A 23,744-nucleotide genomic window follows, 5' to 3' on the forward strand; every position below is an offset into this window, starting at 1 on the left:
TTACCGGCGGGTAAGGCCATGGGTCTTCACCACTTTAGCCTCTCCTATGGTTCCACTAAACATCGACTACCTCACACAATGGACATGACCGGTCGCTCGCTCGGTACGACGGCCCCGGCAACCGGAGGGCATGCCCTACTCTCTCTCAGATGACTGACGCAGACCTCGGATCGTCGCGCGGGACGGCAACCACTGGTCTCGAGGCGCTCGACACCGACCAGCAGCTCGCGCTCACCGGCGAGCGCACGGTCCCGGGAATTCCCGCCGAGAACTACTGGTTCCGGCGCCACGAGATCGCCTATCGCCACATCGCCGGCCGATGTGCCGGGCGGGACGTCCTCGAAGCCGGGTCCGGCGAGGGTTACGGCGCCGCGATGATCGCCGCCGCCGGGGCGTCGTCGGTGGTCTGCGTCGACTACGACACCGCCGCCGTCGAGCACACCCGCCGCCGGTATCCCGAGCTCGTCGTGCACGAGGGCAACCTCGTCGACCTCCCGCTCGTCGACGCCTCGGTCGACGTCGTGGTCAACTTCCAGGTGATCGAACACCTCTGGGACCAGTCGCGCTTCGTCGCCGAATGCCACCGCGTGCTGCGCCCCGGCGGCGTGTTGCTGATGTCGACGCCCAACCGCATCACCTTCTCCCCTGGTCGCGACACACCGCTCAACCCGTTCCACACCCGGGAGCTGGATGCGGCGGAACTCACCGAGCTCCTCATCGACGGAGGCTTCGTGGTCGACGCGATGCTCGGCGTCGTGCACGGACCGCGCCTGCGGACGCTCGACGCCAAGTGGGGCGGTTCACTCATCGACGCCCAGATCGAGCGCGCACTCGCCGGTGAACCCTGGCCCGACGAACTCGCCGCGGATGTCGCCGGCGTGGTCGCCGCGGACTTCGAGGTCGTCGACTCGGGCGAGCATGACATCGACGCCTCCCTCGACCTGTTCGCGGTCGCGTTGCGGGGCTGAGTGTGACCACCGGAACCGCTTCCGTTCCGGGCCAGTTCACACTGGTCCTGCATTCGCATCTGCCGTGGTTGGCCAATCACGGACGCTGGCCGGTCGGCGAGGAATGGCTGTACCAGTCGTGGGCGGCGTCGTATCTGCCGTTGGTCGACGCGCTCGAGCGTCTCGCCGCCGACGGGTTCACCGATCAGCTCTCGTTGGGCATCACGCCGGTCCTGGCCGCACAGCTCGACGACCCGCATTGCGCGTCGTCGATGTACGAGTGGCTCGCCGACTGGCAACTGCGCGCCACGCAGGCCGCGATGTCTCGCGACCCCGACCGCGCGGCCGCGGGACGGCGTGAGTACCTCGACGCCCAACGCGCTCTCGACACCTTCGCCAACCGGTGGCGCCACGGCGCGTCGCCACTGATCCGCGGGCTGGCCACCAGCGGGGTCGCCGAGATCCTGGGTGGTCCCCTCGCCCATCCCTTCGCGCCGCTGCTCGACCCGCGACTGCGCCACTTCTCACTGACCGAGGGCCTCGCGGACGCCCACGCGCGCTGGGGTTTCGATCCAGTCGGCATCTGGGCCCCGGAATGTGCCTTCGCGCCGGGGATGGAGACCGAGTACGACCGTGCGGGTGTGCGCCACTTCATGGTCGACGGCCCCGCCTTGCACGGGGACACCGCGCTCGGCCGCCCGGTCGGCGACAGCGCCGTCGTCGCCTATGGACGTGATCTGACGGTGAGTTATCGCGTCTGGTCGCCGAAGTCGGGCTATCCGGGCCACGCCGCGTACCGCGACTTCCACACGTATGACCACGACACCGGGCTCAAGCGATTCCGGGTCACCGGCCGGACCGTCTCCGGCGAGGACAAGAAGCCGTATGACCCCGCTCGGGTCGACGCGGTTCTCGACCGGCACGTCGAGGACTTCGTCGCGCACGTCCGCGCCCGCCTCATCGACGAGTCCGATCGGATCGGCCGTCCCGCGCTGGTCGTCGCGGCGTTCGACACCGAATTGTTCGGGCACTGGTGGCACGAGGGCCCGATCTGGCTCGAGCGAGTGCTCCGCCGCCTGCCCGAGGTCGGGGTCACCGTCGGAACACTCGCGGGCGCAACGCAAGCCGGATTCGTCGGTGCGCCCTTCGACCTCCCCCGCTCGTCGTGGGGCTCGGGCAAGGACTGGCGGGTGTGGAACGGTCCGGCCGTGCAGCACCTGGTCGACCTGAACGCGGAGGTGACCGAGACGGCCCTCGACGCGGTGGCCAAGTTGCGGCACCGAGGCGGCGGGCGGAATCGCGTGGCCGATCAGATCCTGCGCGAGACGCTCCTGACCGTGTCGTCGGACTGGCCGTTCATGGTGTCGAAGGACACCGCCGCGCAGTACGCTGTGGCGCGAGCTCACACGCATGCACACGCCACCCGCGAGATCAGCGACGCGGCGATGCGAGGCCGCGACGACGCTGCCGAGACGCTCGCCGCCAACTGGTCGCGCGCCGACAATCTCTTCCCCGCACTGGATGCGCGTCGGCTGGAGACGACGCTGACTGCCGACCGGGACAGGGCTGCGCGGACGAGTGCCGACGGGATGAGCGCCGGGGAAGTCGTCACCGAGGGGGAAATCGGATGAGGGTGTTGTTCGTGTCGTGGGAGTACCCGCCCGTGGTGGTCGGCGGACTCGGTCGGCACGTCCATCACCTGGCGACCGAGATGGCCGCCGCGGGTCACGACGTGGTGGTCCTGACCCGGCGCCCGTCGGGAACCGACGCGGTGAGTCACCCGACGACGGACACCGTCGTCGAAGGCGTGCGCGTCGTGGCCGTCGCCGAGGATCCACCGGAGTTCGAGTTCGGCCAGGACATGATGGCGTGGACCCTCGCCATGGGGCATGCGTTCGTGCGGGCGGGGTTGCGGGTTCTGCACGGCGCCGGGAGCGGAGCGAGCGGGCCGAATCTGCACGGCGCCGGGAGCGGAGCGAGCGGGCCGAATCTGCACGGCGCCGGGAGCGGAGCGAGCGGGCCGAATGGACACGGCGCCGGGAGCGAGCCGGGGGCGCGGTGGGTGCCCGACGTGGTGCACGCGCATGATTGGCTGGTCGCCCATCCGGCCATTGCGCTGGCCGAATTCTTTGACGTGCCTCTGGTTTCCACGATCCACGCGACCGAGGCCGGGCGGCACAGCGGCTGGGTGAGCGGCCGGACGAACCGGCAGGTGCATTCGGTGGAGTGGTGGCTGGTGTCGGAGTCCGACGCCCTCATCACGTGTTCGGCGTCGATGCGCGACGAGGTGCATCGACTGTTCGGGTACGACGCCGCCGACATCACGGTGATCCACAACGGCATCGACATCCGCACGTGGCCGTTCGCGGAGCGTTCGCGGACGGGCGGTCCGGCGGAGTTGCTGTTCGCGGGGCGGCTCGAATACGAGAAGGGCGTGCAGGATCTGCTGGCCGCGCTCCCGCGGATCCGGCGTAGCCATCCGGGGACGACGCTGACCGTCGCCGGTGACGGCACCCAGCGTGACTGGCTGATGGAGCAGGCGCGCAAGCATCGGGTCAGCAAGGCGGTGACCTTCGTCGGTCCGGTCGACCACGGCGAGCTGGTCACGCTGATGCACCGCTGCGACGCGATCGTCCTGCCCAGCCGCTACGAACCGTTCGGGATCGTGGCGCTGGAGGCGGCGGCGACCGGCGCGCCGTTGATCGTGTCGACCGCGGGTGGCCTGGGCGAGGCGGTCCGCGAGCCCGACACCGGCCTGACCTTCGAACCGGCGGATGTCGCGGGGCTCGCGGCGGCGGTCCGCGCGACGCTGTCCGACCCGGGGGCGGCGGCGCAACGCGCGCTGCGGGCCCGTGCGCGGCTCACCGCGGAGTTCTCGTGGGCCGAGGTCGCGGAACGAACCGCGAGCGTGCACCTCGCGGCGAAGCGTCGGGTCCGGCACGCAATCGGACGACCTGACATCCCGGAACGCCCTCTGCCGGAACGGGACCCGGGGCAGGCGTAGGCCTTCCAGTCAGCTCAGTACAACTAGTCGCGCTCGGCCGCGGCCTTCTTGCGTTCGATGTCGGCGAGGGCGCGTTCGAGTTCGGCGCGTTCCGCGGCAGACGACGCCCAGTCGTCCATCCGGTTCTTGACCACCCGGGCGGGTGCGCCGACCGCGATGGCGTAGTCGGGGATGACGCCCTTGACCACCGCGTGCGAGCCGAGGACGCATCCTCGGCCGACGATCGTGTTGCGCAGGACCGACACCTTGGCCGCCACCCACGTGTCCGGGCCGATCCGGACCGGGCCCTTGACGATGCCCTGGTCTTTGATGGGCAGCGTGATGTCGTCCATCTTGTGATCGAAGTCGCAGATGTAGCACCAGTCGGCGATGAGGGTGGAGCCGCCGATCTCGAGGTCGAGGTAGGAGTTCACCACGTTGTTGCAGCCGAAGACGGTCTTGTCACCGATGCGGAGGCTGCCCTCGTGACAGCGGATGGAGTTGCCGTCGCCGATGTGCACCCAGCGTCCGATCTCCATGCGGGCCAACTCAGGTGTCGCGTGGATCTCGACGTTGCGCCCGAGGAACACCATGCCCCGCAGCACGATGTGCGGGTTGGCCAGACGAAACCGCGCGAGACGGTAGTAGCGGACGAGGTACCACGGTGTGTACGCGCGATTGCGTCTCACCCAGCGCAGCGAGTCCAGGGTGAGGAAACGCGCCTGGTCGGGGTCGCGGCGTCGGCCCGCGCGCCGGCGGGACCGGTACGAGGCGTTCCACATGGTGGTCATGACGAGAAACCCTAATCGACGCGATTTTCGCGCACGATAGGCTCACTGCTGGCACGCTCGGGTGCCGTTTCGATGGCATGGGTGCCGAGCGAGCCCCACTGTTACCGGCCGGCGCCTTACACAGACGACGACCAGGACACGACGACGAGGAGCAGGATGGCTTTCGCACGACCGCAGGTGTCTCGACGCCGCCGATCTGCGCTGACCCGCCTGCTCGTCGCGCTCATGGCCGTGAGCTCGCTGGTCCTCGCCGGCTGCTCGGACGGCCACATCGACGTCCGCTCCGTCCCGAGCGTCGGCTGGCCCAGCTATGGGGGCGTCCCGGGCAACGCCAACTTCGCGTATGCCGATGTGCCCGAGGATCTGACGCTGAGCTGGACTCGCCCCACCGGCGGCCCGGTCACCGCGCCGGTCACCATCTCCGGCAAGGGGAACGTGGGCGTGACGTCGAACGCGGCCGCCGGATGCAACGTCCTGGTCCTCGACAGCCGGTCCGGGCGCAAGAACTTCTGCAAGGACATGCGAGCCGGCGTCGAGATCAACGCGATGCTCGTCGACCAGTACGACCAGCCCTATCTGGGCGAGGAGTCGACCTTCCTGGCCTTCAACGCCGGCGGGGCGATCCGCTGGCGGGCGGGCGTGATCGGCGTTCCGCTGTCGGCGAAGTTCGCGGCTCCCAACGCCGTCCTCGTCGCCAGTACGCAGGGCCAGATCCTTCTGATCGACACCCAGCGCAACGAACTCCTCGCTCCTGAGGTGACGTTGCGCTCCGACGTCGACCCGGCGCAACCGCTCCGTGGCTTCGGCGACTGCGTGCGCAACGGTCCGCAGTGCGCGATACCCGCACCTCCGGCAGTGGACACCCAGCGAGAACTGTTCTATCTCAACTTCTTCCCGCAGGGCGCGGCGACTTCGCAGATCCGGGCGATGAAGTACGGCCCGGTCGCCGGGAACCGTGAGGTCCGGACCGCCTGGCAGGCCGACGTCCCGAGCGGCGTCGTCGGGACACCGACGCTCTCGGCCGACGGCGCGACCCTCTATGCGTTCTCGCGCGACGGCAAGATCGTCGCCCTGAACACCGACGACGGATCGACCCGGTGGACTCATGACATCGGCGGGCACGGTTTCGCGACGATGACCGTCTCGCCGGACGGCCTGATCATCCCGACCGGTTCACTCGGCGCCCCGCTGACCCTCCTGCGCGACCGCGGCGATCGCGCCGAGCAGGTCTGGCAACGCACCGATCTGGCGACGGTGAGCCTGTCCGCACTGACCCAACAGCAGACCGCGTGGACGGTCGCCCGCGATCCCGGTGAGGACTCACTGTCCCTGGTCGAGGTGTCCACGACCGACGGCGCGACGAAACGCACGCTGCCGCTGCCCGATTCGCGCGGCTTCGCGACCGGGGTCTCGGTGTCCTACTCCGGACAGATCGCCACCGCGACCAACCTCGGCGAGGTGTACTTCTTCGACAGCAAGGCCAACCTCGAGTAATCGCTCAGCGAGTGCGGGATTCGTACCGGAAACCGATACGGATCCCGCATTCTGCGCGACTAGAACCGCACGCCCGGCTCACAGATGAACGCGACACCCTTGCGTCCGATCCGGGTGAGTACCACCGACAGCGGTCGGGAGCCCTTGAGCTTGAGCTTCTTTCGCAGCCGGTCGGGGTCGACGTCGAGTCCGCGGACGAGGATCTCGAGCGGGCCGCACTCCAGGGTGGCGAGCGCCTTCCGGAGCGCCTTCTCGGTCACGCCCGTCTGCTCGATCACCCGGAATCCGCGCGCTCCGTCGGGGACCGAATCTCCGGTGAGATAGGCGATCTGCGGATCGAGCTGCCAGAGCCCGTGCCGGTGGGCGTAGTGCCTGACCAGACCGGCGCGGACGATCGCCCCATCTGGATCGACGATCCACTCCCCGACCTCACCGGCGGGCACGTCGTCGGCCTCACGGTCGGTGATCTCCACCACGGCGACCGTGCCGTCGGCTCTGGTCCGCAGCACGGTGGCCCGACGACCGGGCTCCACACCCGGCCCCGACCACAGACACGCCTCCCGCACCCCGCCGTCGAGGGAGGTGATCTGGACCTCGCCGTCGAAGCCGAAGCGGTTCAGCAGCATCTGATGATCCAGTCCGGGTGCGCATTTCACGACCAGGACACGGCCCGGGTAGGTGGTCAGCAGCTCGAAGAGCGGAGGGGTCAGCTGGTCGAGCCGAAAGATCCGGCCGGCGTCGGAGCGTCGGGCGGGGTCGGCGAGCAGGACATCCGCGGTGGAGGTCGGGGTCAGCGCATCCGCGACCAGTAGCGTCGCGTCGGGTACGTTCGCCCGTGCCATCGCTAGCCGGAGCCGATCGATGTCGCTGCCGATGACACCCTGGATATCGCTGACGCGCACCAGTTCCCGGAGTTCCGCACCGATCGAGCAGGTCAGGTCGTGCACCACCGGCGCGGGGAACCGCTGTGCGATCTCGGCGGCGCGATGCGCGGCGACCACCGATGCGGTCGCCTGCTGCACGGCGTCGTCGGTGAGCAGGAGGGCTTCGGCGTCACGCAGTTTCGGGTGCGCACGCCGCCGGCACCGCACCGTCTCGATGAGCGCGGCATCGTGCGGCGCATACCGGCTACGGGTCTCGGTGATGTCAGCGAGCATCGTCGACGGCGAGAGCTCGAGGCCGGACACCGTCTCGAGCGCCTTCTCACCGTGCCGCGACCGCAGGAACGCGACATCGTCGAGACTGAAGGAGTAGCCCATGGTCCTGAGGGCGAGAACCGCTTACCGCGGCTTCACACCGGTTACCACGACGTTGTAGAAGAACTTCGGCGGCACGATCTTGCGCAGCACGTTCTCGTCGAGCCAGGTGAGGCGCTTCCACCCGCCGAAGGCGAAGCGGGCCCAACCCCAGCCCAGCTTCTCCGGCGGCACCGCGGCTTCGAAGGTGCGGACCGGCCAGCCGAGCATCGCGGCGGCCAGCTCCTCGGTGGCGGTGTCCACCTTGTGCGCACCGGCGGCGCGGGCGATGCCGGCGAGCTCGTCGGGATCGAAGGTGTGGATGTCGACCACGGCTTCGAGCGCGGCCGCGCGGGAGGACTCGTCGAGTTCCTCCTGCGGGCGCCGCCACCCCTGCAGCGGGCCGAGTTTCGTGACATTTGTCGTGGCGAACCACGTCGCCCGACTCATCCAGCGCGCGTAGAAGTCACCGATCGTCGACGGTTCACCCGCGAAGATGAAGCGACCGCCGGGCTTGAGGACCCGCAACACCTCGCGGAGTGCCTGCTCGACGTCCGGGATGTGATGCAGCACAGCGTGGCCGACGACGAGATCGAAGGTGTCGTCGTCGTAGGGGATCTTCTCCGCGTCGGCGACGCGGCCGTCGACATCGAGCCCGAGGTTCTCCGCGTTGCGCAGCGCGACCTTGACCATGCCCGGCGACAGGTCGGTCACCGATCCCTTCGTCGCCACCCCCGACTGCATCAGGTTCAGCAGGAAGAAGCCGGTGCCACACCCGAGTTCCATCGCGCGCCCGTACGGCAGGGATTCACCGGTGTCGACGGCGTCGAAACGCCCTCGCGCGTAGTCGATGCAGCGTTCGTCGAAGCTGATCGACCACTTCTCGTCGTAGGTCTCCGCCTCCCAGTCGTGGTAGAGCACCTGGGCGAGCTTCGTGTCGGTGAGCGCCGCCTTGACCTGCTCCTCGGTCGCGTGCGGGTTGGGAGCCGGATCGGTGCCCGGAGTGACGTCGGTGGTCATGATCGCTTCCTGTTTGCGTGGTGATGTCGGTGGTGGAGTCGAAGGTGCGCGGCGTCGTCGACGGCTCAGCGGCCGACGAATTCCGCTCTTCCGGGCCCGTTCTCGTGGAAGGACGCCATACCGATGGCGCGGTCCTCCGTCGCGAACAGCGGGGCGAACAACTGCTCCTCGATCTTGAGTCCGGTGTCGAGGTCGACCTCGAGACCCTGGTCGACGGCCTTCTTGATCGCTGCGAGCGCGACCGACGCGGCGCGGTCGAACTGCCCGGCCCAGGCGAGCGCGGCGTTGTACACCTCATCGGGCGCGACGACCTCGTCGACGAGCCCGATGGCCAGTGCCTCCTCGGCGTCGACGAACCGCCCGGTGAACATGAGGTCCTTGGCGCGCGACGGGCCGATGAGGCGTGCGAGCCGCTGGGTTCCGCCGCCTCCCGGGATCAGGCCGAGCAGCACCTCGGGGAGGCCGAGTTTCGCGTTGTCACCGGCGATGCGGCGGTCGGCACCCAACGCGACTTCGAGGCCGCCGCCGAGCGCGTATCCGGTGATGGCAGCGACCGTGGGCTTCGGGATGGCGGCGATCGCGCCGAGGTCGCGCTGCAGACGACCCGCGACCCGGCTCATCTCCGCATAGCCGATGTCCCGCATCTCGGTGACGTCGGCGCCGGCCGCGAGGATCTTCGGACCGCCGTAGACGACGACGGCCTTGATGTCCGTACGCACGGTGGCCTCCTCGGCCGCCGCGGCCAGCTCGGCCTGCACCTGCCGGCTCAACGCGTTCATCGGCGGTCGCTGCAGCAGGATGGTGCCGACGCCCGGATGAGCGTCGGAGCACTCGAGGGTCACGAACTCAGGCATGGTCGAAGGCTACCGGTTGGTAAGTCCCGTCGGTGCCCCAGCCCGTAGACGCGACGCGCAGAGTCCGACGCCGACAGACGTCGAGTCATACAGTGGCGGTCATGGCGAAAACGTCGGGTTCCGCAGGTGAACCCATCGAACTCGAGGTCGGTGGCCGCACCGTCCGACTGTCGAGTCCCGACCGCGTCTACTTTCCCGAACGCGGTGAGACCAAGCGCGACCTCGCCGAGTACTACCTGTCCGTGGGCGACGGGATCGTGCGCGCGTTGCGCGACCGTCCGTGCATGCTGCACCGATTCCCCAAGGGCGTCAGCGGCAACAAGGTCCACCAGAAGCGCGTCCCCGCCGGCGCGCCGGACTGGCTGGAGACCACCGAGATCTACTTCCCGCGGTACGGCCGCACCGCCGACGAACTGTGCGTCACCGAGTTGGCCTCGGTGATCTGGGCGGTGCAGATGTCGACCGTCGAGTTCCACCCCTGGAACTCGCGTCGCGCCGACCCCGAATCCCCCGACGAATGGCGGATCGATCTCGACCCGATGCCCGACTGCACGTTCTCCCGTATTCGACGCGTCGCGCACGTCGTCGAAGAGGTGCTCGACGAACTGGGCATGCGCGGGTACCCCAAGACCTCGGGTGGTCGCGGCCTGCACATCTACGTGCGCATCGCGCCGGAGTGGGGTTTCCCGCAGGTACGACGAGCCGCGCTGGCGTTCGCTCGAGAGGTCGAGCGACGGGCGCCCGACGACGTGACGACGACCTGGTGGCGCAAGGACCGGGACCCGGCCGCGGTCTTCGTCGACTACAACCAGAACACCCGCGACCACACCATGGCGTCGGCCTACTCCGTGCGCGGCAACGAGCGGGCCACCGTGTCGACTCCGATCACCTGGGCCGAGATCGACGACATCGAACCCGACGACTTCACGATCGCCACCGTGCCGGCCCGCTTCGCCGAGCTCGGCGATCTCCACGCCGAGATCGACGACGTGGCGCACCGCCTCGACACGCTCATCGACTGGGCCGATCGGGACGACATCGGCGACGAGGAGGACGCCGAGGTCATCGACATGGATCGGTGAACGCACACACCGGCGCCATCACGAAAACCACCCCCACAACCCGCCCGCGCACATATATCGTCGCTGCTCCCCCGCACAAGGGCGCATCTCAGGCCGATCGGTACACCGAAGTCGGACGCCTCAGAGCGTGATCTCCGGTGGTTGCTGGTCGCCGAGCGTCCGGAAGTACTCGTCGGAGCCGGGAAATCCGAGACCGGCGAGTCCCGCGCCGGGCGTGACGTCCGGCAGGATCGGTTCGATGACGCGATCGGCACCGAGCAGTTCGTCGATGGTCGAGAATCCGGAGACGTAGTTCAGCTGCGACCACGTCGGCGGCATGAGGAAGTGCTTGCCCGCGGCCCACAAGTCGATCGCGACCCGGGCGTTCACCCACCGCGCGACCTCGGCTTCGGTGGTCTCGGCGTCGGCACGCTGGCCGTCGGGCATCGCCGCCAGGAAGAAGCGGGTGTCGTAGCGCCGCTTCTCGTTGACCGGGGTGATCCAGTGCGCCAGCGGGCGCAGCAGGTCGGCACGCAGCGTGAGTCCGCGCGCGGTGAGGAACTGCGCGAACGACAGCGACTTCTCGACGAGGCGTTGCCGATCGTCGGCCAGCCCCTCCGGGTCGGCGAAGGAGCCGTCGGCGTCCGTCGCGAGCAGGACACCGCACTCCTCGAAGGTCTCCCGGACCGCCGCACACACCAGCGCCTGCGCGGTCTCGGCATCACTCGCGAAATGGGTCGCCCACCAGGCCGCGTCGGGACCGGTCCACGCCAGGTCGGCGTCGGCGTCGCGCTTGTCCACGCCACCGCCCGGGAACACCGTCATGCCGCCCGCGAAGGCCATCTGCTTGACGCGGCGCTGAAGGAACACCTCGATACCGTCTGCGGCGTCGCGGACGAGCACGACCGTCGCGGCGTCCCGCAACGGTGCGGACACGACCTCCGGACCCGATTCCGTCGACGTCATCAGTTACCTCCTGCTGCTCGCCGATGGCCGCCCGCGCGACGCCGGCGCCGCGCGAAGTACCGGCCGTCGACCTTGTCCAGAACGATCTGCTGCCGAAAGGCGGCGGTGAGGTTCTCGCTGGTGAGCACCTCGTCGAGCAATCCCTGGGCCACCACGCCGCCCTCGGACAGGATGAGGGCGTGGGTGAAACCCTCGGGGATCTCTTCCACATGGTGGGTGATCAGCACGATGGCCGGGGCGTCGGGGTCGGCGGCGAGCCGCGCGAGACGGTCGACGAGCTCTTCGCGTCCACCCAGGTCGAGCCCGGCGGCCGGCTCGTCGAGCAGGAGGAGCTCGGGATCGGTCATGAGGGCGCGCGAGATCACGACGCGCTTGCGCTCACCTTCCGACAGCGTGCCGAAGCGACGGTCCGCGAGGTGCTCGGCGCCCATCGACTCCAGCGATTCGACGGCCTGCGCACGGTCCATCGCGTCGTAGCTCTCCCGCCAGCGTCCGAGAACCGCGTAGCCCGCCGAGATCACGACATCGCTCACGACCTCCTCCGGCGGCACCCGATCGACCAGGGACGGGCTGGAGACACCGATCCGGGTCGACAGTTCGCGGATCTCCACCCGGCCCAGCTTCTCGTTGAGCACGAAGGCGATACCCGAGGTCGGGTGGATCTCGGCACCGGCCAACCGGATCAGCGTCGTCTTGCCTGCGCCGTTGGGTCCGATGATCACCCAGCGTTCGTCCAGTTCCACCTGCCAGGACAGCGGGCCGATGAGGGTCTCGCCGCCACGGACGACCGCGACGTCACGAAAATCGATCAGGAGGTCGGAATCGGATTCGGTCACTCCCCCATCCTGCACCACGACCGGATGTTCGACGGGGCCGACTCGGCACCACGACGACACGAACGCGACGGCCGGAACGCGACGATGGGAATAGTCCGGGGCGTCGGCCGCATTGAACATCAGCGTGACGCCTTCGAACCTCCCCTTGTCGATCCTGGACCTCGCGCAGATCGGCCGTACCGAGACTGCCGCGCAGAGCCTTTCCGCCAGTGTCGATCTCGCCCAGAATGCGGAGAAGTGGGGCTATCGCCGAATCTGGTACGCCGAGCACCACAACATGTCGGCCATCGCTTCGTCGGCGCCTGCGGTGCTCATCGCCCACATCGCCGCGCACACCTCGACCATCCGTCTCGGTGCGGGCGGCGTGATGCTGCCCAACCACTCGCCCCTCACGATCGCCGAGCAGTTCGGCACGCTCGCCGAGCTCCATCCCGGACGCATCGACCTCGGTCTCGGTCGGGCTCCCGGCAGCGATCAGCAGACCTTCGCCGCGTTGCGCCGTACCCATGCCTCGGCCGAGCGGTTCCCGCACGACGTCCTGGAACTGCAGGCCTTCCTCGGCGACGAGTCGCGCGTCGAAGGCGTGCGTGCGACACCCGGCGCCGGCACCCACGTGCCGCTGTACATCCTCGGCTCATCGCTGTTCGGTGCGCAGCTCGCGGCTGCGCTGGGACTCCCCTATGCCTTCGCCTCCCACTTCGCGCCGCAGGCACTCACCGAGGCTGTTGCGTTGTACCGCCGCGAGTTCCGGCCGTCGGAGGCGCTGGCCGAGCCCTACGTGATCGCCGGTGTCGGTGCGATCGCCGACGACGACGCGGACCGTGCCCGAGAGCAACTACAGATCGCGAAACGGCAGCGGGTGTCCCTGCTCTTCGGACGGGGCCGCACGTTCACCGACGAAGAGGCCGACGCCATCCTGTCGATGCCGCAGGGCCGCCAGATCGACGAGATGACCACGTATTCGGGAGTCGGCACGCCCGCGGAGGTCCGCGACTACCTCAGCTGGTTCGCCGGCCACGCCGACGCCGACGAGCTGATCGTCGCGTCGATGGCCCCCGACCGCGAGGTGTGGCTGGGCACCTTCGGCCATCTCGCCCCACTGAATTCGCCGGTGGCCGTAGGCCGCTGACCCGACGCCGGCAGACGGCCCATCAGACCAGCCTGAAGTCCTCGAAGTCGAAGCCGGGCACCACGATACAGCTGACGAGCGCCGGCTCGTCACCAGCCGGCCGGGCCCGCTGCCATACACCCGGTGGCACGAGCGCCTGCGGGTGCTGTCCGGACTCGATGTCGGGTCCGACGAGAACGGTGCTCGGATCGCCGGGCTCATCGGCATCGCCACCGAGGTCGAGTTCGACCGGGGCGCCGCGATGGTGGAGCCAGAGCTCACTACTGCGGACCGTGTGCCACGCCGACTCATCGCCCGGCATCAGCACGAAGTAGATCGCGGTCCCGGCAGCACGGTCACCGGTGTACTCCCCCGGCAGCACCCCACGCGGGATCTCGACCTCGCTGCGCCAGGTCTGCCGGTACCAGCCACCCTCGGGATGCGGCTGCAGGTCCAGTTCACGCACCCAGTCGGGCAGTTCTGCGGCACTCATCCGTGGTCTCCGTCCGTTTCCCCGAGGCTTGTGTCGTCGACGCTCATGCTCCCGTCGTGCCGCACGACTTCGGCGATCACGGTCATCGATCCGGGTGCGATCTCGGTGAACCCGGCGTCGCGGACCGCCACCGCTGTCCCGACGGCGTCCGCCGCAAGCAGGTCGGCCCACCGCTCGGGGGTGGCCTGACGAACCGCGAGCGGGCACCCATCCGATTTCCACCGGATCGCCTCCTCGGTCGTCAGCAACTTCGCCGAAAGCATGGACGCGTGTCCGACCTGCGCCGCCAGTTTGCCGACGGTCATCGCCAGATCCGGACTGGTCCACAACACGACTCCGCGCCCGGGCGGCTCGCCGGACAGCGCGCCCTCGACATCGGTCCCACCGATCTGCAACTTCGCGACACGACGGTCGAGGTCACCCACCCGGCCGGGGACGAACGCACGCGCCGATGCGCCGCCTTCGGTGGCGGTCACGCCCCAGACTTCCTGCGCGGCAGCCCATTGCGCCCCACGCGCCCGTCGGGCGATCTTTCGGATCCGTGCACCGCACCAGTCGTCCATCGCCGATGCCCACGGACCCTCGCCGGCACTCCGTTCGTCGAGGCACAGCAGCGCCACCGCCCGCGCCGCGGCGGTCAGCAGGTCGGTGCGGTCAGGCGGATCGTTCTTCTCGATGCGCAGCACCATCGCCATCGCCAGAACGTCGGCGGGATCGGCCGGGTCGTCGCCGCCGCCGACGTAACCGACCAGTCGGCGATGGTCCGCGGCGATCGCATCGACGTCGGCGAGCGGCGCGTCCGGGGTCTCGAAGTCCATGGCGCGGGGGCGAACTCAGCCCAGGGGCACCCGGCGATAGACACCGTCGGCGGCGTCGGCCGCCTCGATCTCGTCGCGGGACACACCCAGGATGAACAGGACCCCGTCGAGGAACGGGTGATTCAGCGTGGCGTCGGCCACCTCGCGCAGCGCTGGTTTGGCGTTGAAGGCGATGCCCAGTCCGGCGACGCTGAGCATGTCGATGTCGTTGGCGCCGTCGCCCACGGCGATCGTCTGCTCCATCGGCACCCCGACCTGGTCGGCGAACGACCGCAGGGCATGTGCCTTGCCCATCCGGTCGATCACCTCGCCGACGACCCGGCCGGTGAGCTTGCCGTCGACGATCTCGAGGGTGTTCGCCCGGACGAAGTCGAGTTCGAGTTCGTGCGCGAGTCCGTCGATGACCTGGCGGAAGCCGCCCGACACGAGCCCGCAGTGGAAGCCGAGCCGGTGCAGCGTTCGGATCGTCGTGCGCGCGCCGGGAGTGAGTTCGAGCGACTTCGCGACGTCGTCGAGGACACTGGCGTCGAGACCTGCCAGCGCCTTGACACGTTCGTGAAGCGACTGCGCGAAGTCGAGTTCGCCACGCATGGCCGCCTCGGTCACCGCGGCGACCTCGGCTTCGCGACCCGCGTGCGCGGCGAGCATCTCGATCACCTCACCTTGGATGAGGGTCGAGTCGACGTCGAAGACGATGAGCCGCTTGGCACGCCGGGCGAGGCCGCCGCGCTCCACCGCGATGTCCACCGCGTGCTTCGCGGCCACCTCGGCGAGGCCCTTGCGCAGAGCGGCGTCGGCCGCGACGCCGCCGCGACCGGCGACACTGACCATCAGTTCGAGCCCGGTGAGCGGATAGTCGGCGATCCCGCGGATCGAGTCGATGTTGCCGCCCTGGCTCGCCAGTTTGGCGGCGACCGCGCTGAAGGCGGTCGCGGTCACCGGACTGCCGAGGATGACGACGGCATGCGATGACGGCGAACGGCTACCCGGATCCACCCCGATCTCGACGCGGACCTCGAAACCGATGGAGGCCATCGCCTGTTCGACGACTTCCTGCAGGGCTTCGGGGTCGCCGGCAGAGGACACCAGGACACCGAGGGTGAGCTGCCCCCGGATGACAACCTGCTCGACGTCGAGCAGGGCAACGGCCTGACCGGCCAGGGCACCCATGAGAACAGAGGTGACACCTGGCCGGTCGGGACCGGTGACGGTGACCAGGACGGTCGTACCGGAACTGGCTGTCGAGTCCTTGCTCACCGGTCAGCGCGGGTCGGGATCCGGAGATCCCTCGTGCGTTCCCACGGTGAACGGCTCGCGGCGAGCCTCTTCCATCTGACGGTCCTTGCCCGCTTCGTGACCCGGACCCACGTGCGCTTCGGCACGCATCCGGTCGATCATGTGCGGGTAGTGCAGCTCGAACGCCGGACGCTCCGACCGGATGCGGGGCAGCTCGGTGAAGTTGTGGCGCGGCGGCGGGCACGAGGTGGCCCACTCGAGCGAGTTGCCGAAGCCCCACGGGTCGTCGACGGTCACGACCTCGCCGTAGCGATAGCTGCGGAAGACGTTCCACAGGAACGGCAGGGTCGACAGGCCGAGGATGAACGCACCAGCCGTCGAGATCATGTTCAGCGTGGTGAAGCCGTCCGACGGGAGGTAGTCGGCGTAACGACGCGGCATGCCCTCGTTGCCCAGCCAGTGCTGCACCAGGAAGGTCATGTGGAAGCCGATGAACGTCATCCAGAAGTGGATCTTGCCGAGCCGCTCGTCGAGCATGCGTCCGGTCATCTTCGGGAACCAGAAGTAGATGCCGGCGTAGGTGGCGAACACGATGGTGCCGAAGAGCACGTAGTGGAAGTGCGCGACCACGAAGTAGCTGTCGGACAGGTGGAAGTCCAGCGGCGGGCTGGCGAGCAGGACACCGGTCAGACCACCGAAGAGGAACGTGACGATGAAGCCGACCGAGAACAGCATCGGCGATTCGAACGTCATGTGACCTCGCCACATCGTTCCGATCCAGTTGAAGAACTTCACACCCGTGGGCACCGCGATCAGGAACGTCATGAAGGAGAAGAACGGCAGCAGCACGGCGCCGGTGACGTACATGTGGTGCGCCCACACCGCGGCCGACAGGGCGGCGATGGCGAGGGTGGCGTAGATCAGGCCCGAGTAACCGAAGATCGGCTTACGCGAGAAGACCGGGAAGACCTCGGACACGATGCCGAAGAACGGCAGGGCGATGACGTACACCTCGGGGTGTCCGAAGAACCAGAAGAGGTGCTGCCACAGGATGACGCCACCGTTGGCCGGGTCGTAGATGTGGGCACCGAACTGGCGGTCGACCTCGAGACCCATCAGCGCCGCGGTGAGCAGCGGGAAGATGAGGAGGATCAGGACGCTGGTCACCAGGATGTTCCAGGTGAAGATCGGCATGCGGAACATCGTCATACCGGGTGCGCGGAGGCAGACCACGGTGGTGACCATGTTGACCGCGCCGAGGATGGTGCCGAGACCACCGACGGCCAGACCCATGATCCACAGGTCGGCACCGATGCCGGGGCTGTGCACCGCATCGGTCAGCGGGGTGTACGCGGTCCAGCCGAAGTCGGCGGCACCGCCCGGGGTGATGAAGCCGGCGATCGCGATGGTCGAACCGAACACGAACAGCCAGAAGCCGAGTGCGTTGAGTCGCGGGAAGGCGACGTCGGGCGAGCCGATCTGCAGCGGCAGCACGAAGTTGGCGAAGCCGATCACGATCGGGGTCGCGTACATCAGCAGCATCACGGTGCCGTGCATCGTGAAGAGCTGGTTGAACTGCTCAGTGGACAAGAACTGCATGCCCGGCATCGCGAGCTCGCCGCGCATCAGCAGGGCCATGAGGCCGCCGATGAGGAAGAACGCGAAGCAGGCAGAGATGTACATCATGCCGATCAACTTGTGATCGGTCGTCGTCAGCAGCTTGTAGATGAACGAACCCTTGGGCTGATAGCGCTCCGGGAACGGACGCACTGGAGCCACTTGCGTGGTGGGTTGGTCTACCGCGGTCACAGATCCTCCTCTTGCCCGAAACCCACTCCGAACCCCTTCGGACGTGGGTCGGCACATGAACAAACCGAGCGCTGGTTACTGATCCTAAACCCTCACCGGTGCCCGAGCCGAGCGGGTCCTACGATCTGTCGTATTCGATGTCGGAGCCGCCGGATCGGCAGTGCTCATCGGCGGTTTCTTCGACGACGCGCGGGGCTCTCGGAGCAGCCTCCCGGGCGCCGGTGTCCGGTGCCGCGGTGTGCGCTCCCGAGCCTACGCCGGGCACTGTGAGGCCGGTGCTAGGTTGGGCGGGTGCAACGCAGGGTCACGGTCGCGAACGAGGCTGACAGAAGTGTCGACGCCGGCACCCGCTTCTCCCTCCTCCGACGCGCGGGCCTGGCGACGACGATCGGGTTGACGATGGTCGCACTGGCCGCCTGTTCGGGCGAACAGCCGCTGACGACCCCGGACGGCTCCCCCATCTCCACCGTGACCACACGAGTCGCCGAGGTGAACATCGTCTCGGCCGACCGCGACTACGCGACGACCTGCCTCGCGCCCACCGCGCCGGATGCCGGTCAGGCCGATGTCGAACGCATCGTCGTCACCGACCCCGCCGTTCTCGACGCACTCTGCGCACTTGGGCTCGGCCCCGAGGTCGTCGCGGTGGCGGCCGACCCCGGCTCCGTCCCGGCATATCTGGGTCCGCAGCTGACCGCGGTCCCGGCCATCGGTTCGGCCCCCGACGCCGCAGCGGTCGCCGACGCCGACGCCGGCCTCGTGCTCACCACCGCCGACACCGCGGACTCGGCGCGACCGTTCACCGGCGTCCCTTCCGTCACCATCCCGGCCGAAGGCACCTGGAAAGAGAAGTTCCAGGCGGTCGCCGACGCCGTGAACCGCAGCGAGGCAGGTCGGGCCCGGCTCGCCGAGTACACGACCGAGGCCACCAAGACCGGCCAACGGATGGATGCCGCCCACACGCAGGTGTCGCTGGTGCGATTCGGGGACGATTCCGAGACGATCGCCGGGATGGACACCTTCGCCGGGCAGGTCCTCGGCGACATCGGCGTCCAACGCCCCGCCCCGCAGCGCGTGCCCGACTCGTTCCCCGTCACCGACGAGAACTTCCGCGACGCCGACGCCGACCTCATCTATGTCAGCTTCGAGGGCGAGAAGGGTCTCGCCCACGGCGAGGACGTCCTGTTGAGCGACGAATGGCTCAGTCTCGGGGCACCCGTGTGGAAGCGCGTGCTCGCGGTCGACGACGCGCTCTGGTACGAGTCCTCGGGGCTCGCCGCCGCCTGGCTGGTCCTCAACGACGTCAAGGGATCACTCGACGGGAACTCCTGACCGGGTCGCCCTCTCCAGGTGTCGCGCTTCGTTGCCCCAGGCGCAACGAAGCGCTACATCTGCACGGGTTGTCGCGGTCACTTCGGATCACCGGCGTCCTAACCCTCGCCGGGGCGGCGTCGACACATCAGGATCGGCGCATGAGTGTCACCGACGAATACCTCGCGAACAACGCCGAATACGCCAAGACCTTCGACGGCCCGCTGCCGCTGCCGCCCGCCAAGCACGTGGCGGTGGTGGCCTGTATGGACGCCCGACTCGATGTGTACCGCATCCTCGGACTGAACGACGGGGAGGCCCACGTCATCCGGAACGCCGGCGGCGTGGTGACCGACGACGAGATCCGCTCGCTGGCCATCAGTCAGCGACTGCTCGGCACCACCGAGATCATCCTCATCCACCACACCGACTGCGGCATGCTGACCTTCACCGACGACGACTTCAAACGGCAGATCCAGGATGAGATCGGACAGAAGCCGGCCTGGTCGGCCGAGGCGTTCGGTGACCTCGACGACGACGTCCGCCAGTCGCTGACCCGCATCCGGAACAGCCCGTTCGTCACCAAGACCTCGTCGCTGCGCGGCTTCGTCTTCGACGTCGCGACCGGACTCCTGCGCGAGGTGTCCTGACCTGAGTACCTAGTCGTCCGTCGAGCCGCCGCCCTCGGAGCGCTGAACCGCTTCGGGGGCGTTCTCACGCGTGGCCATCCCGCCCTCGCGCCCGTGGTCCTGCGGGCCGGGCGGGTCCTTCTCCACTTCCTTCTCGGGAGCGTCTGTCCCGGACGTCTTGTGGTTGTCGGACTGTCCCATCGATACCTCCGTGCTCGTGCCGGCTGCGACGATCGTCGATACCCGAGGAGTCGGGCGGACAAACCACCTCGCTGCCCGGCCGGCCGCGCGACGCCCGGGCGGTGTCGGAGGCCACGGCTAAACTGGCCGACGATCCTCGATGCCACATGATTCGCCGTCCAGCGGTCAGACTCCCCCGGACTCTGCCCCGAAGCCTCATCTCGCCGAGCCCCTGCACGCCCTCTGGCGGCCGGGCGTCGGCATGGCGGTGTGGATCGACGGCGATGTGTCCGATCTCCCGCCACCCCTACGCGACCTCCTCGACGGACGACGTTTCCGCAGCGAGATCCCCGTCGTCGACGCCGACGATCGACGGCAGTTCGTGCGCGCCGCGACGCTCGGTCTGACGTCGGCGGTCACTTTGCTCGACGCATCGCGGTCGGTCCCGGTGACGGGTGACGTCCGGTGGTACCGGTACCTGCTCGACGGCGCGCGGTCGTTCGTGCGGTCCGGCACGGTGGTGCCGTCGGTGCAGCAGGTGGCCGGCGAGTGGATGGTTCGCTGGGTCGCCGTCGCGACACCGACGTGGCGCAGCTGGCACGCCGTCGTCGTGGGAAGCGCGCCGGACGCGCTGCTGCACAGCGGTTCCGCGGCAGCCCTCGACGACTTCCTCACCGAACTCGTCGACCACGAATGCCGTTCTGCCATCGCGCGTTCCACAGTCCGTCTCGGCGAGCCGCGACCAGCGTCACCGATCGTGCGGGCACTGCTCCCCGACGCCGATCCCCGCCCACCCAGCTCGCCCGAACGCCTCGCGGCCGCCGCGGGCGGCTGGTCGAGATGGAATTCCGGCGCGCCACGCGACGATCGTTCGCTGATCTTCCGCCTGCACGAGCCGGAGTACGACGATCTCGCCGAGGGCCAGTGGGACGACGCCTGGGCTGACGACACCTTCGAGGTGCCGAGCCGCACCGAGGTCGCCGAGCCCGCTCGGTGGCGACTACAGGTCTGCCGACGGAGCATCGACGGGCAGGTCGAACCCGTCGCACCGCACCGGCTCGACGCCCACGAGCTCGACGAGCTGACGACCGAACTGGCGACGGCCGTGCGCGAGTTCCCGGATCTCGGCCGGGCCGATCCCGACCGCGGCTCCCTCGACTTCCTGCTGCCGACCGAGGTCGCCGAAGAACTCTTCGCCACCGGCGCGGCGGCGCTTGGAGCTGCCGGCATCCCGGTACTGCTCCCCCGGACGATCGCCGAGGTCCGCCCGAGCCTGACGCTGCGCGCACTCGCCCCGCCCGGCGGCGGTGCGCCGGCGGCGATGGTCGGCCTGCGGGAGATCCGCGAGTTCGAGTGGCGGCTGGCTCTCGGCGACACACCCGACGCCATCACGCTCACCGACGCCGACCTCGACGAGTTGTCCGGGCAGAAGGGCGACCTGGTCCGGGTGCGCGGGGTGTGGATGCGCGCCGAGGGTTCCGCGTTGACCCGGGCCGCCGCGTTCGTCGCCACCCAGCGCGCACTGGCCGCGACCGAACCGCCGAGCGACTTCGGCGAGCTGTTCAACCTCGTCACCGGCGAATCGGATCGGCTACCCGTTCCGGTCTCGCGCGTCGAGGGCCTGTCGTGGCTCGACGACGTCGCCGACGGCGGTACCCTCCGACCCGAATCCATCACGCCACCAGCGGACTTGGCCGCCACCCTGCGCCCCTACCAGCAGCGGGGGCTGGACTGGCTCGCCCATCTGTCGACGCTCGGGGTCGGGGGTGTGCTGGCCGACGACATGGGCCTGGGCAAGACGCTGCAGGTCATCGCGCTGGAGTGTCATGAGAGGAGCCGTCGGTCCGGCTCGCCCGAGGACGAGCCCCCGAAGCCGACACTCGTCGTCTGCCCGATGTCACTGGTCGGCAACTGGGCGCGCGAGTTCGCCCGCTTCGCGCCGACACTGCGGGTGGCGATCCACCACGGGCCGTCCCGGGAGTCCGGCGCCGCCTTCGCCGGGATTCGGGACTCCGTCGACGTCGTGGTCACGACCTTCGCGATCGCGGCGCGCGACCACGAGCTGCTGGCGTCCCGGCCCTGGCACCGGATCGTCGTCGACGAGGCGCAACACCTCAAGAATGTGAACACCATTGCGGCCAAAGCGGTTCGGACGGTCCCTGCCGATCACCGTGTCGCCCTCACCGGCACCCCGGTCGAGAACCGACTGGAGGATCTCCGCGCCGTCATCGACCTGGTCAACCCCGGTCTGCTCGGGTCGGCCTCGGTCTTCCGGGCGCGCTACGCCGAACCGATCGAACGAGACCGCGATCCGGCCGCGCTCCGACGACTCTCGGCGATCACCCGCCCCTTCATCCTGCGACGTGAGAAGAGCGACCCGGCGATCGCCGCCGACCTCCCGGAGAAGGCCGACTTCGCCGTCCGGGCCAACCTCACGGTCGAGCAGGCGGCGTTGTACCGCGCGGTGATCGACGAACTGATGGCAGCACTACGGGACAAACAGCAACGGACGCTACGACGCCGCAACGTGCTCGCGGCGCTGACCCGGCTCAAACAGGTGTGCAACCACCCGGCGCACTACCTCGCCGACGGCACCGACCTCGTCCGCGACGGCGAACACCGTTCGGGCAAGGTCGAACTGCTCGCCGACATCGTGTCCACGGTCGCCGACGAGGGCGACCGCGCACTGGTCTTCACCCAGTTCGCCGCCTTCGGCGACATGCTCTCGTCGTGGCTGAGTGCGGAGTTCGGCACCGAGATCCCGCTGCTCCACGGCGGTCTGGGCCGCACCGAACGCGACCGGATGGTCGCCGACTTCCAGGCCGACGACGGGCCACCGGTCCTGCTGGCGACGTTGAAGGCCGGGGGCACCGGCCTCAACCTGACCGCCGCCAACAACGTCATCCACGTCGACCGGTGGTGGAATCCGGCCGTCGAGGACCAGGCCACCGACCGCGCCTACCGGATCGGCCAGGACCAGAAGGTGTCGGTGCATCGGTTCGTCTGTGTCGGCACCATCGAGGAGCGTATCGACGACATGATCGCCAAGAAACGCGAGTTGTCCCGACTGACGGTTGCCGCGGGTGAGAACTGGGTGTCCGACCTCGCCGACGACGAACTCTTCGAGCTGTTCCGGCTGCGCGACGAGGCGGTCAGCGAATGACGGTGCGCAAGAAGGGCACGCAACGCCGGGGCGAGCGCGGCACGATCGCCGTCCGCGGTTACGGCCTCACCTCGTGGTCGCGCGGTTTCGTCGACGTCGTCGAGGGCCGCGGCTCCGACGGCGAGTCGGTTGCCGACAGTCGCCGCATCACGAAGGCGCGCAGGTACTTCCGTGATCGCCATGTGCGCGGCCTGCGGATCGGCGCCGGCCAGGTGACCGCTTCGGTCGAAGGTACCCAGCTCGAACCGTTCGACGTCATCCTGACCACTCGCACCGTCGACACCGCGACGCTCGCGACCCTTCTCCGAGAACGGGGCGCCGTCGACGAACTCATGCTGCTGACACGCGGTGAGCAACCACCGACGCTGGGTGAACTGCTGGTGCCCACCGAGTCCGCCGACGTCGAGACCGACTGCACCTGCCCCGACGAGGCACCGCGGTGCATCCACGCGCTCGTCACCTGTTACGAGGTGGCCGCCGAGATCGACCGCACCCCGCTGACCCTGCTCACGGTGATGGGTACCGATCTTCGGGCCCTGCTGGCCGAGATCGATTCGCGCCCCGCGGACACGCGAACATCGGACGAGGCCGGGGCATCGGACTCGTTGCGGCCCGACGACTTCTACGGCACCACCTCGACACTGCCACCGCTACCGTCGCCGTCGCGGATGAACCCGCTGACCGCACTCGACGGCGCGGAGCTACGCGCCGCATTGCGCGCGACCGGTGTGGCGCCCGCCGACATCGCCGAGACGATCGACGAACTCGGCGACCTCTACGACCGCCTCACCGCTGGCGATTCGTAGCATC

General features: G+C 68.9%; 21 protein-coding genes. 10 read left to right on the plus strand and 11 right to left on the minus strand.

Features of this window, described 5'->3' with window-relative positions:
• Positions 1–149 precede the first annotated feature (149 nt).
• Genes ABIC25_RS15620 through ABIC25_RS15630 form a run of 3 tightly spaced genes read left to right on the plus strand, consistent with a single transcriptional unit; the run spans position 150 to position 3,951 of the window.
• The gene (locus ABIC25_RS15620) at positions 150–968 is read left to right on the plus strand and encodes a class I SAM-dependent methyltransferase (protein WP_354562151.1); all 819 of its coding nucleotides are present in this window, start codon (positions 150–152) and stop codon (positions 966–968) included.
• 2 nt (positions 969–970) lie between these two features.
• On the plus strand, positions 971–2,578 hold the full coding sequence (locus tag ABIC25_RS15625) for a 1,4-alpha-glucan branching protein domain-containing protein (RefSeq protein WP_354562153.1): 1,608 nt from the start codon (positions 971–973) through the stop codon (positions 2,576–2,578).
• On the plus strand, positions 2,575–3,951 hold the full coding sequence (locus ABIC25_RS15630; protein WP_354562154.1) for a glycosyltransferase family 4 protein: 1,377 nt from the start codon (positions 2,575–2,577) through the stop codon (positions 3,949–3,951). The genes ABIC25_RS15625 and ABIC25_RS15630 overlap by 4 nt, the downstream gene beginning before the upstream one ends.
• 23 nt (positions 3,952–3,974) lie before the next feature.
• Here ABIC25_RS15630 and ABIC25_RS15635 read toward each other — a convergent pair whose 3' ends face one another.
• Complete coding sequence (locus ABIC25_RS15635) at positions 3,975–4,721, minus strand: acyltransferase (protein ID WP_004019274.1); 747 nt, start codon at positions 4,719–4,721, stop codon at positions 3,975–3,977.
• Positions 4,722–4,877: 156 nt separating this feature from the next.
• Between ABIC25_RS15635 and ABIC25_RS15640 the strand changes: the two genes are divergently transcribed.
• The gene (locus tag ABIC25_RS15640) at positions 4,878–6,215 is read left to right on the plus strand and encodes an outer membrane protein assembly factor BamB family protein (protein ID WP_354562156.1); all 1,338 of its coding nucleotides are present in this window, start codon (positions 4,878–4,880) and stop codon (positions 6,213–6,215) included.
• Positions 6,216–6,274: 59 nt separating this feature from the next.
• On the opposite strand, the gene ABIC25_RS15645 is transcribed toward ABIC25_RS15640, so the two are convergent.
• The 3 genes from ABIC25_RS15645 to ABIC25_RS15655 all read right to left on the minus strand — a co-directional run bounded on the left by ABIC25_RS15645 (position 6,275) and on the right by ABIC25_RS15655 (position 9,324).
• On the minus strand, positions 6,275–7,474 hold the full coding sequence (locus ABIC25_RS15645; protein ID WP_354562157.1) for a class I SAM-dependent methyltransferase: 1,200 nt from the start codon (positions 7,472–7,474) through the stop codon (positions 6,275–6,277).
• Positions 7,475–7,495: 21 nt separating this feature from the next.
• Positions 7,496–8,470 (minus strand): class I SAM-dependent methyltransferase, encoded by a 975-nt coding sequence (locus ABIC25_RS15650; RefSeq protein ID WP_101819316.1) that lies wholly within the window; start codon positions 8,468–8,470, stop codon positions 7,496–7,498.
• Between the two features lie 65 nt (positions 8,471–8,535).
• A complete protein-coding gene (locus tag ABIC25_RS15655) occupies positions 8,536–9,324 on the minus strand; it encodes an enoyl-CoA hydratase-related protein (protein WP_354562159.1) in 789 nt (262 codons plus the stop codon).
• Between the two features lie 101 nt (positions 9,325–9,425).
• On the opposite strand from ABIC25_RS15655, the gene ligD reads away from it, so the two are divergent.
• Positions 9,426–10,406, plus strand: coding sequence for a non-homologous end-joining DNA ligase (ligD, locus tag ABIC25_RS15660; RefSeq protein ID WP_033203980.1), 981 nt, complete (start codon positions 9,426–9,428; stop codon positions 10,404–10,406).
• 120 nt (positions 10,407–10,526) lie between these two features.
• Here ligD and ABIC25_RS15665 read toward each other — a convergent pair whose 3' ends face one another.
• Together ABIC25_RS15665 and ABIC25_RS15670 are read right to left on the minus strand one after the other, a co-directional pair.
• Complete coding sequence (locus ABIC25_RS15665) at positions 10,527–11,351, minus strand: NUDIX hydrolase (protein ID WP_004019264.1); 825 nt, start codon at positions 11,349–11,351, stop codon at positions 10,527–10,529.
• Entirely contained in the window at positions 11,351–12,187 is an 837-nt protein-coding gene (locus ABIC25_RS15670) for an ABC transporter ATP-binding protein (protein ID WP_354562161.1), read from the minus strand. Before ABIC25_RS15670 ends, ABIC25_RS15665 begins: the two co-directional genes overlap by 1 nt.
• Before the next feature lie 124 nt (positions 12,188–12,311).
• On the opposite strand from ABIC25_RS15670, the gene ABIC25_RS15675 reads away from it, so the two are divergent.
• Entirely contained in the window at positions 12,312–13,316 is a 1,005-nt protein-coding gene (locus ABIC25_RS15675) for an LLM class flavin-dependent oxidoreductase (RefSeq protein WP_101819313.1), read from the plus strand.
• Between the two features lie 22 nt (positions 13,317–13,338).
• Here ABIC25_RS15675 and ABIC25_RS15680 read toward each other — a convergent pair whose 3' ends face one another.
• From ABIC25_RS15680 to ctaD, 4 genes are read right to left on the minus strand one after another with little or no spacing between them, the layout of a single operon-like run.
• Positions 13,339–13,788, minus strand: coding sequence for a cupin domain-containing protein (locus ABIC25_RS15680; RefSeq protein ID WP_239402544.1), 450 nt, complete (start codon positions 13,786–13,788; stop codon positions 13,339–13,341).
• A complete protein-coding gene (locus ABIC25_RS15685; protein WP_354562163.1) occupies positions 13,785–14,606 on the minus strand; it encodes an aminoacyl-tRNA hydrolase in 822 nt (273 codons plus the stop codon). Before ABIC25_RS15685 ends, ABIC25_RS15680 begins: the two co-directional genes overlap by 4 nt.
• A 15-nt stretch (positions 14,607–14,621) precedes the next feature.
• Entirely contained in the window at positions 14,622–15,863 is a 1,242-nt protein-coding gene (gene serB, locus ABIC25_RS15690; RefSeq protein WP_004019259.1) for a phosphoserine phosphatase SerB, read from the minus strand.
• Between the two features lie 3 nt (positions 15,864–15,866).
• Positions 15,867–17,651: an aa3-type cytochrome oxidase subunit I gene (gene ctaD / locus ABIC25_RS15695; RefSeq protein WP_004019258.1), complete on the minus strand. Its 1,785-nt coding sequence runs from the start codon at positions 17,649–17,651 to the stop codon at positions 15,867–15,869.
• A gap of 291 nt (positions 17,652–17,942) precedes the next feature.
• Here ctaD and ABIC25_RS15700 point away from each other — a divergent pair, with 291 nt between their 5' ends.
• Positions 17,943–18,983 (plus strand): ABC transporter substrate-binding protein, encoded by a 1,041-nt coding sequence (locus ABIC25_RS15700; RefSeq protein ID WP_354562165.1) that lies wholly within the window; start codon positions 17,943–17,945, stop codon positions 18,981–18,983.
• 140 nt (positions 18,984–19,123) lie between these two features.
• Positions 19,124–19,612 carry a beta-class carbonic anhydrase gene (locus tag ABIC25_RS15705; RefSeq protein ID WP_354562166.1) on the plus strand — a complete coding sequence of 163 codons (489 nt, stop codon included), beginning with the start codon at positions 19,124–19,126 and terminating at the stop codon, positions 19,610–19,612.
• 9 nt (positions 19,613–19,621) lie between these two features.
• Here the strand turns inward: ABIC25_RS15705 and ABIC25_RS15710 are convergent, their stop codons facing one another.
• Positions 19,622–19,792, minus strand: a complete 171-nt coding sequence (locus ABIC25_RS15710) for a hypothetical protein (protein ID WP_239402548.1) — start codon at positions 19,790–19,792, stop codon at positions 19,622–19,624.
• Positions 19,793–19,931: 139 nt separating this feature from the next.
• Between ABIC25_RS15710 and ABIC25_RS15715 the strand changes: the two genes are divergently transcribed.
• Positions 19,932–22,934 (plus strand): DEAD/DEAH box helicase, encoded by a 3,003-nt coding sequence (locus ABIC25_RS15715; protein ID WP_354562167.1) that lies wholly within the window; start codon positions 19,932–19,934, stop codon positions 22,932–22,934.
• Positions 22,931–23,740, plus strand: a complete 810-nt coding sequence (locus ABIC25_RS15720; RefSeq protein ID WP_354562169.1) for an SWIM zinc finger family protein — start codon at positions 22,931–22,933, stop codon at positions 23,738–23,740. The genes ABIC25_RS15715 and ABIC25_RS15720 overlap by 4 nt, the downstream gene beginning before the upstream one ends.
• Positions 23,741–23,744: the final 4 nt, after the last annotated feature.

It is taken from the genome of Gordonia sp. PvP123 (assembly GCF_040547295.1).
Taxonomy (GTDB): Bacteria; Actinomycetota; Actinomycetes; order Mycobacteriales; family Mycobacteriaceae; genus Gordonia; species Gordonia terrae.

Bases quoted from the DNA above. Each gene is read 5' to 3' on its own strand.
- ABIC25_RS15715 (WP_354562167.1), top strand. From the start codon at position 19,932: ATGCCACATGATTCGCCGTCCAGCGGTCAGACTCCCCCGGACTCTGCC.
- ABIC25_RS15635 (WP_004019274.1), bottom strand. From the start codon at position 4,721: ATGACCACCATGTGGAACGCCTCGTACCGGTCCCGCCGGCGCGCGGGC.
- ABIC25_RS15665 (WP_004019264.1), bottom strand. From the start codon at position 11,351: ATGACGTCGACGGAATCGGGTCCGGAGGTCGTGTCCGCACCGTTGCGG.
- ABIC25_RS15645 (WP_354562157.1), bottom strand. From the start codon at position 7,474: ATGGGCTACTCCTTCAGTCTCGACGATGTCGCGTTCCTGCGGTCGCGG.
- ABIC25_RS15620 (WP_354562151.1), top strand. From the start codon at position 150: ATGACTGACGCAGACCTCGGATCGTCGCGCGGGACGGCAACCACTGGT.
- ABIC25_RS15705 (WP_354562166.1), top strand. From the start codon at position 19,124: ATGAGTGTCACCGACGAATACCTCGCGAACAACGCCGAATACGCCAAG.
- ligD (WP_033203980.1), top strand. From the start codon at position 9,426: ATGGCGAAAACGTCGGGTTCCGCAGGTGAACCCATCGAACTCGAGGTC.
- ABIC25_RS15655 (WP_354562159.1), bottom strand. From the start codon at position 9,324: ATGCCTGAGTTCGTGACCCTCGAGTGCTCCGACGCTCATCCGGGCGTC.
- ABIC25_RS15650 (WP_101819316.1), bottom strand. From the start codon at position 8,470: ATGACCACCGACGTCACTCCGGGCACCGATCCGGCTCCCAACCCGCAC.
- ABIC25_RS15685 (WP_354562163.1), bottom strand. From the start codon at position 14,606: ATGGACTTCGAGACCCCGGACGCGCCGCTCGCCGACGTCGATGCGATC.
- ABIC25_RS15640 (WP_354562156.1), top strand. From the start codon at position 4,878: ATGGCTTTCGCACGACCGCAGGTGTCTCGACGCCGCCGATCTGCGCTG.
- ABIC25_RS15720 (WP_354562169.1), top strand. From the start codon at position 22,931: ATGACGGTGCGCAAGAAGGGCACGCAACGCCGGGGCGAGCGCGGCACG.
- ABIC25_RS15680 (WP_239402544.1), bottom strand. From the start codon at position 13,788: ATGAGTGCCGCAGAACTGCCCGACTGGGTGCGTGAACTGGACCTGCAG.
- ABIC25_RS15630 (WP_354562154.1), top strand. From the start codon at position 2,575: ATGAGGGTGTTGTTCGTGTCGTGGGAGTACCCGCCCGTGGTGGTCGGC.
- ABIC25_RS15710 (WP_239402548.1), bottom strand. From the start codon at position 19,792: ATGGGACAGTCCGACAACCACAAGACGTCCGGGACAGACGCTCCCGAG.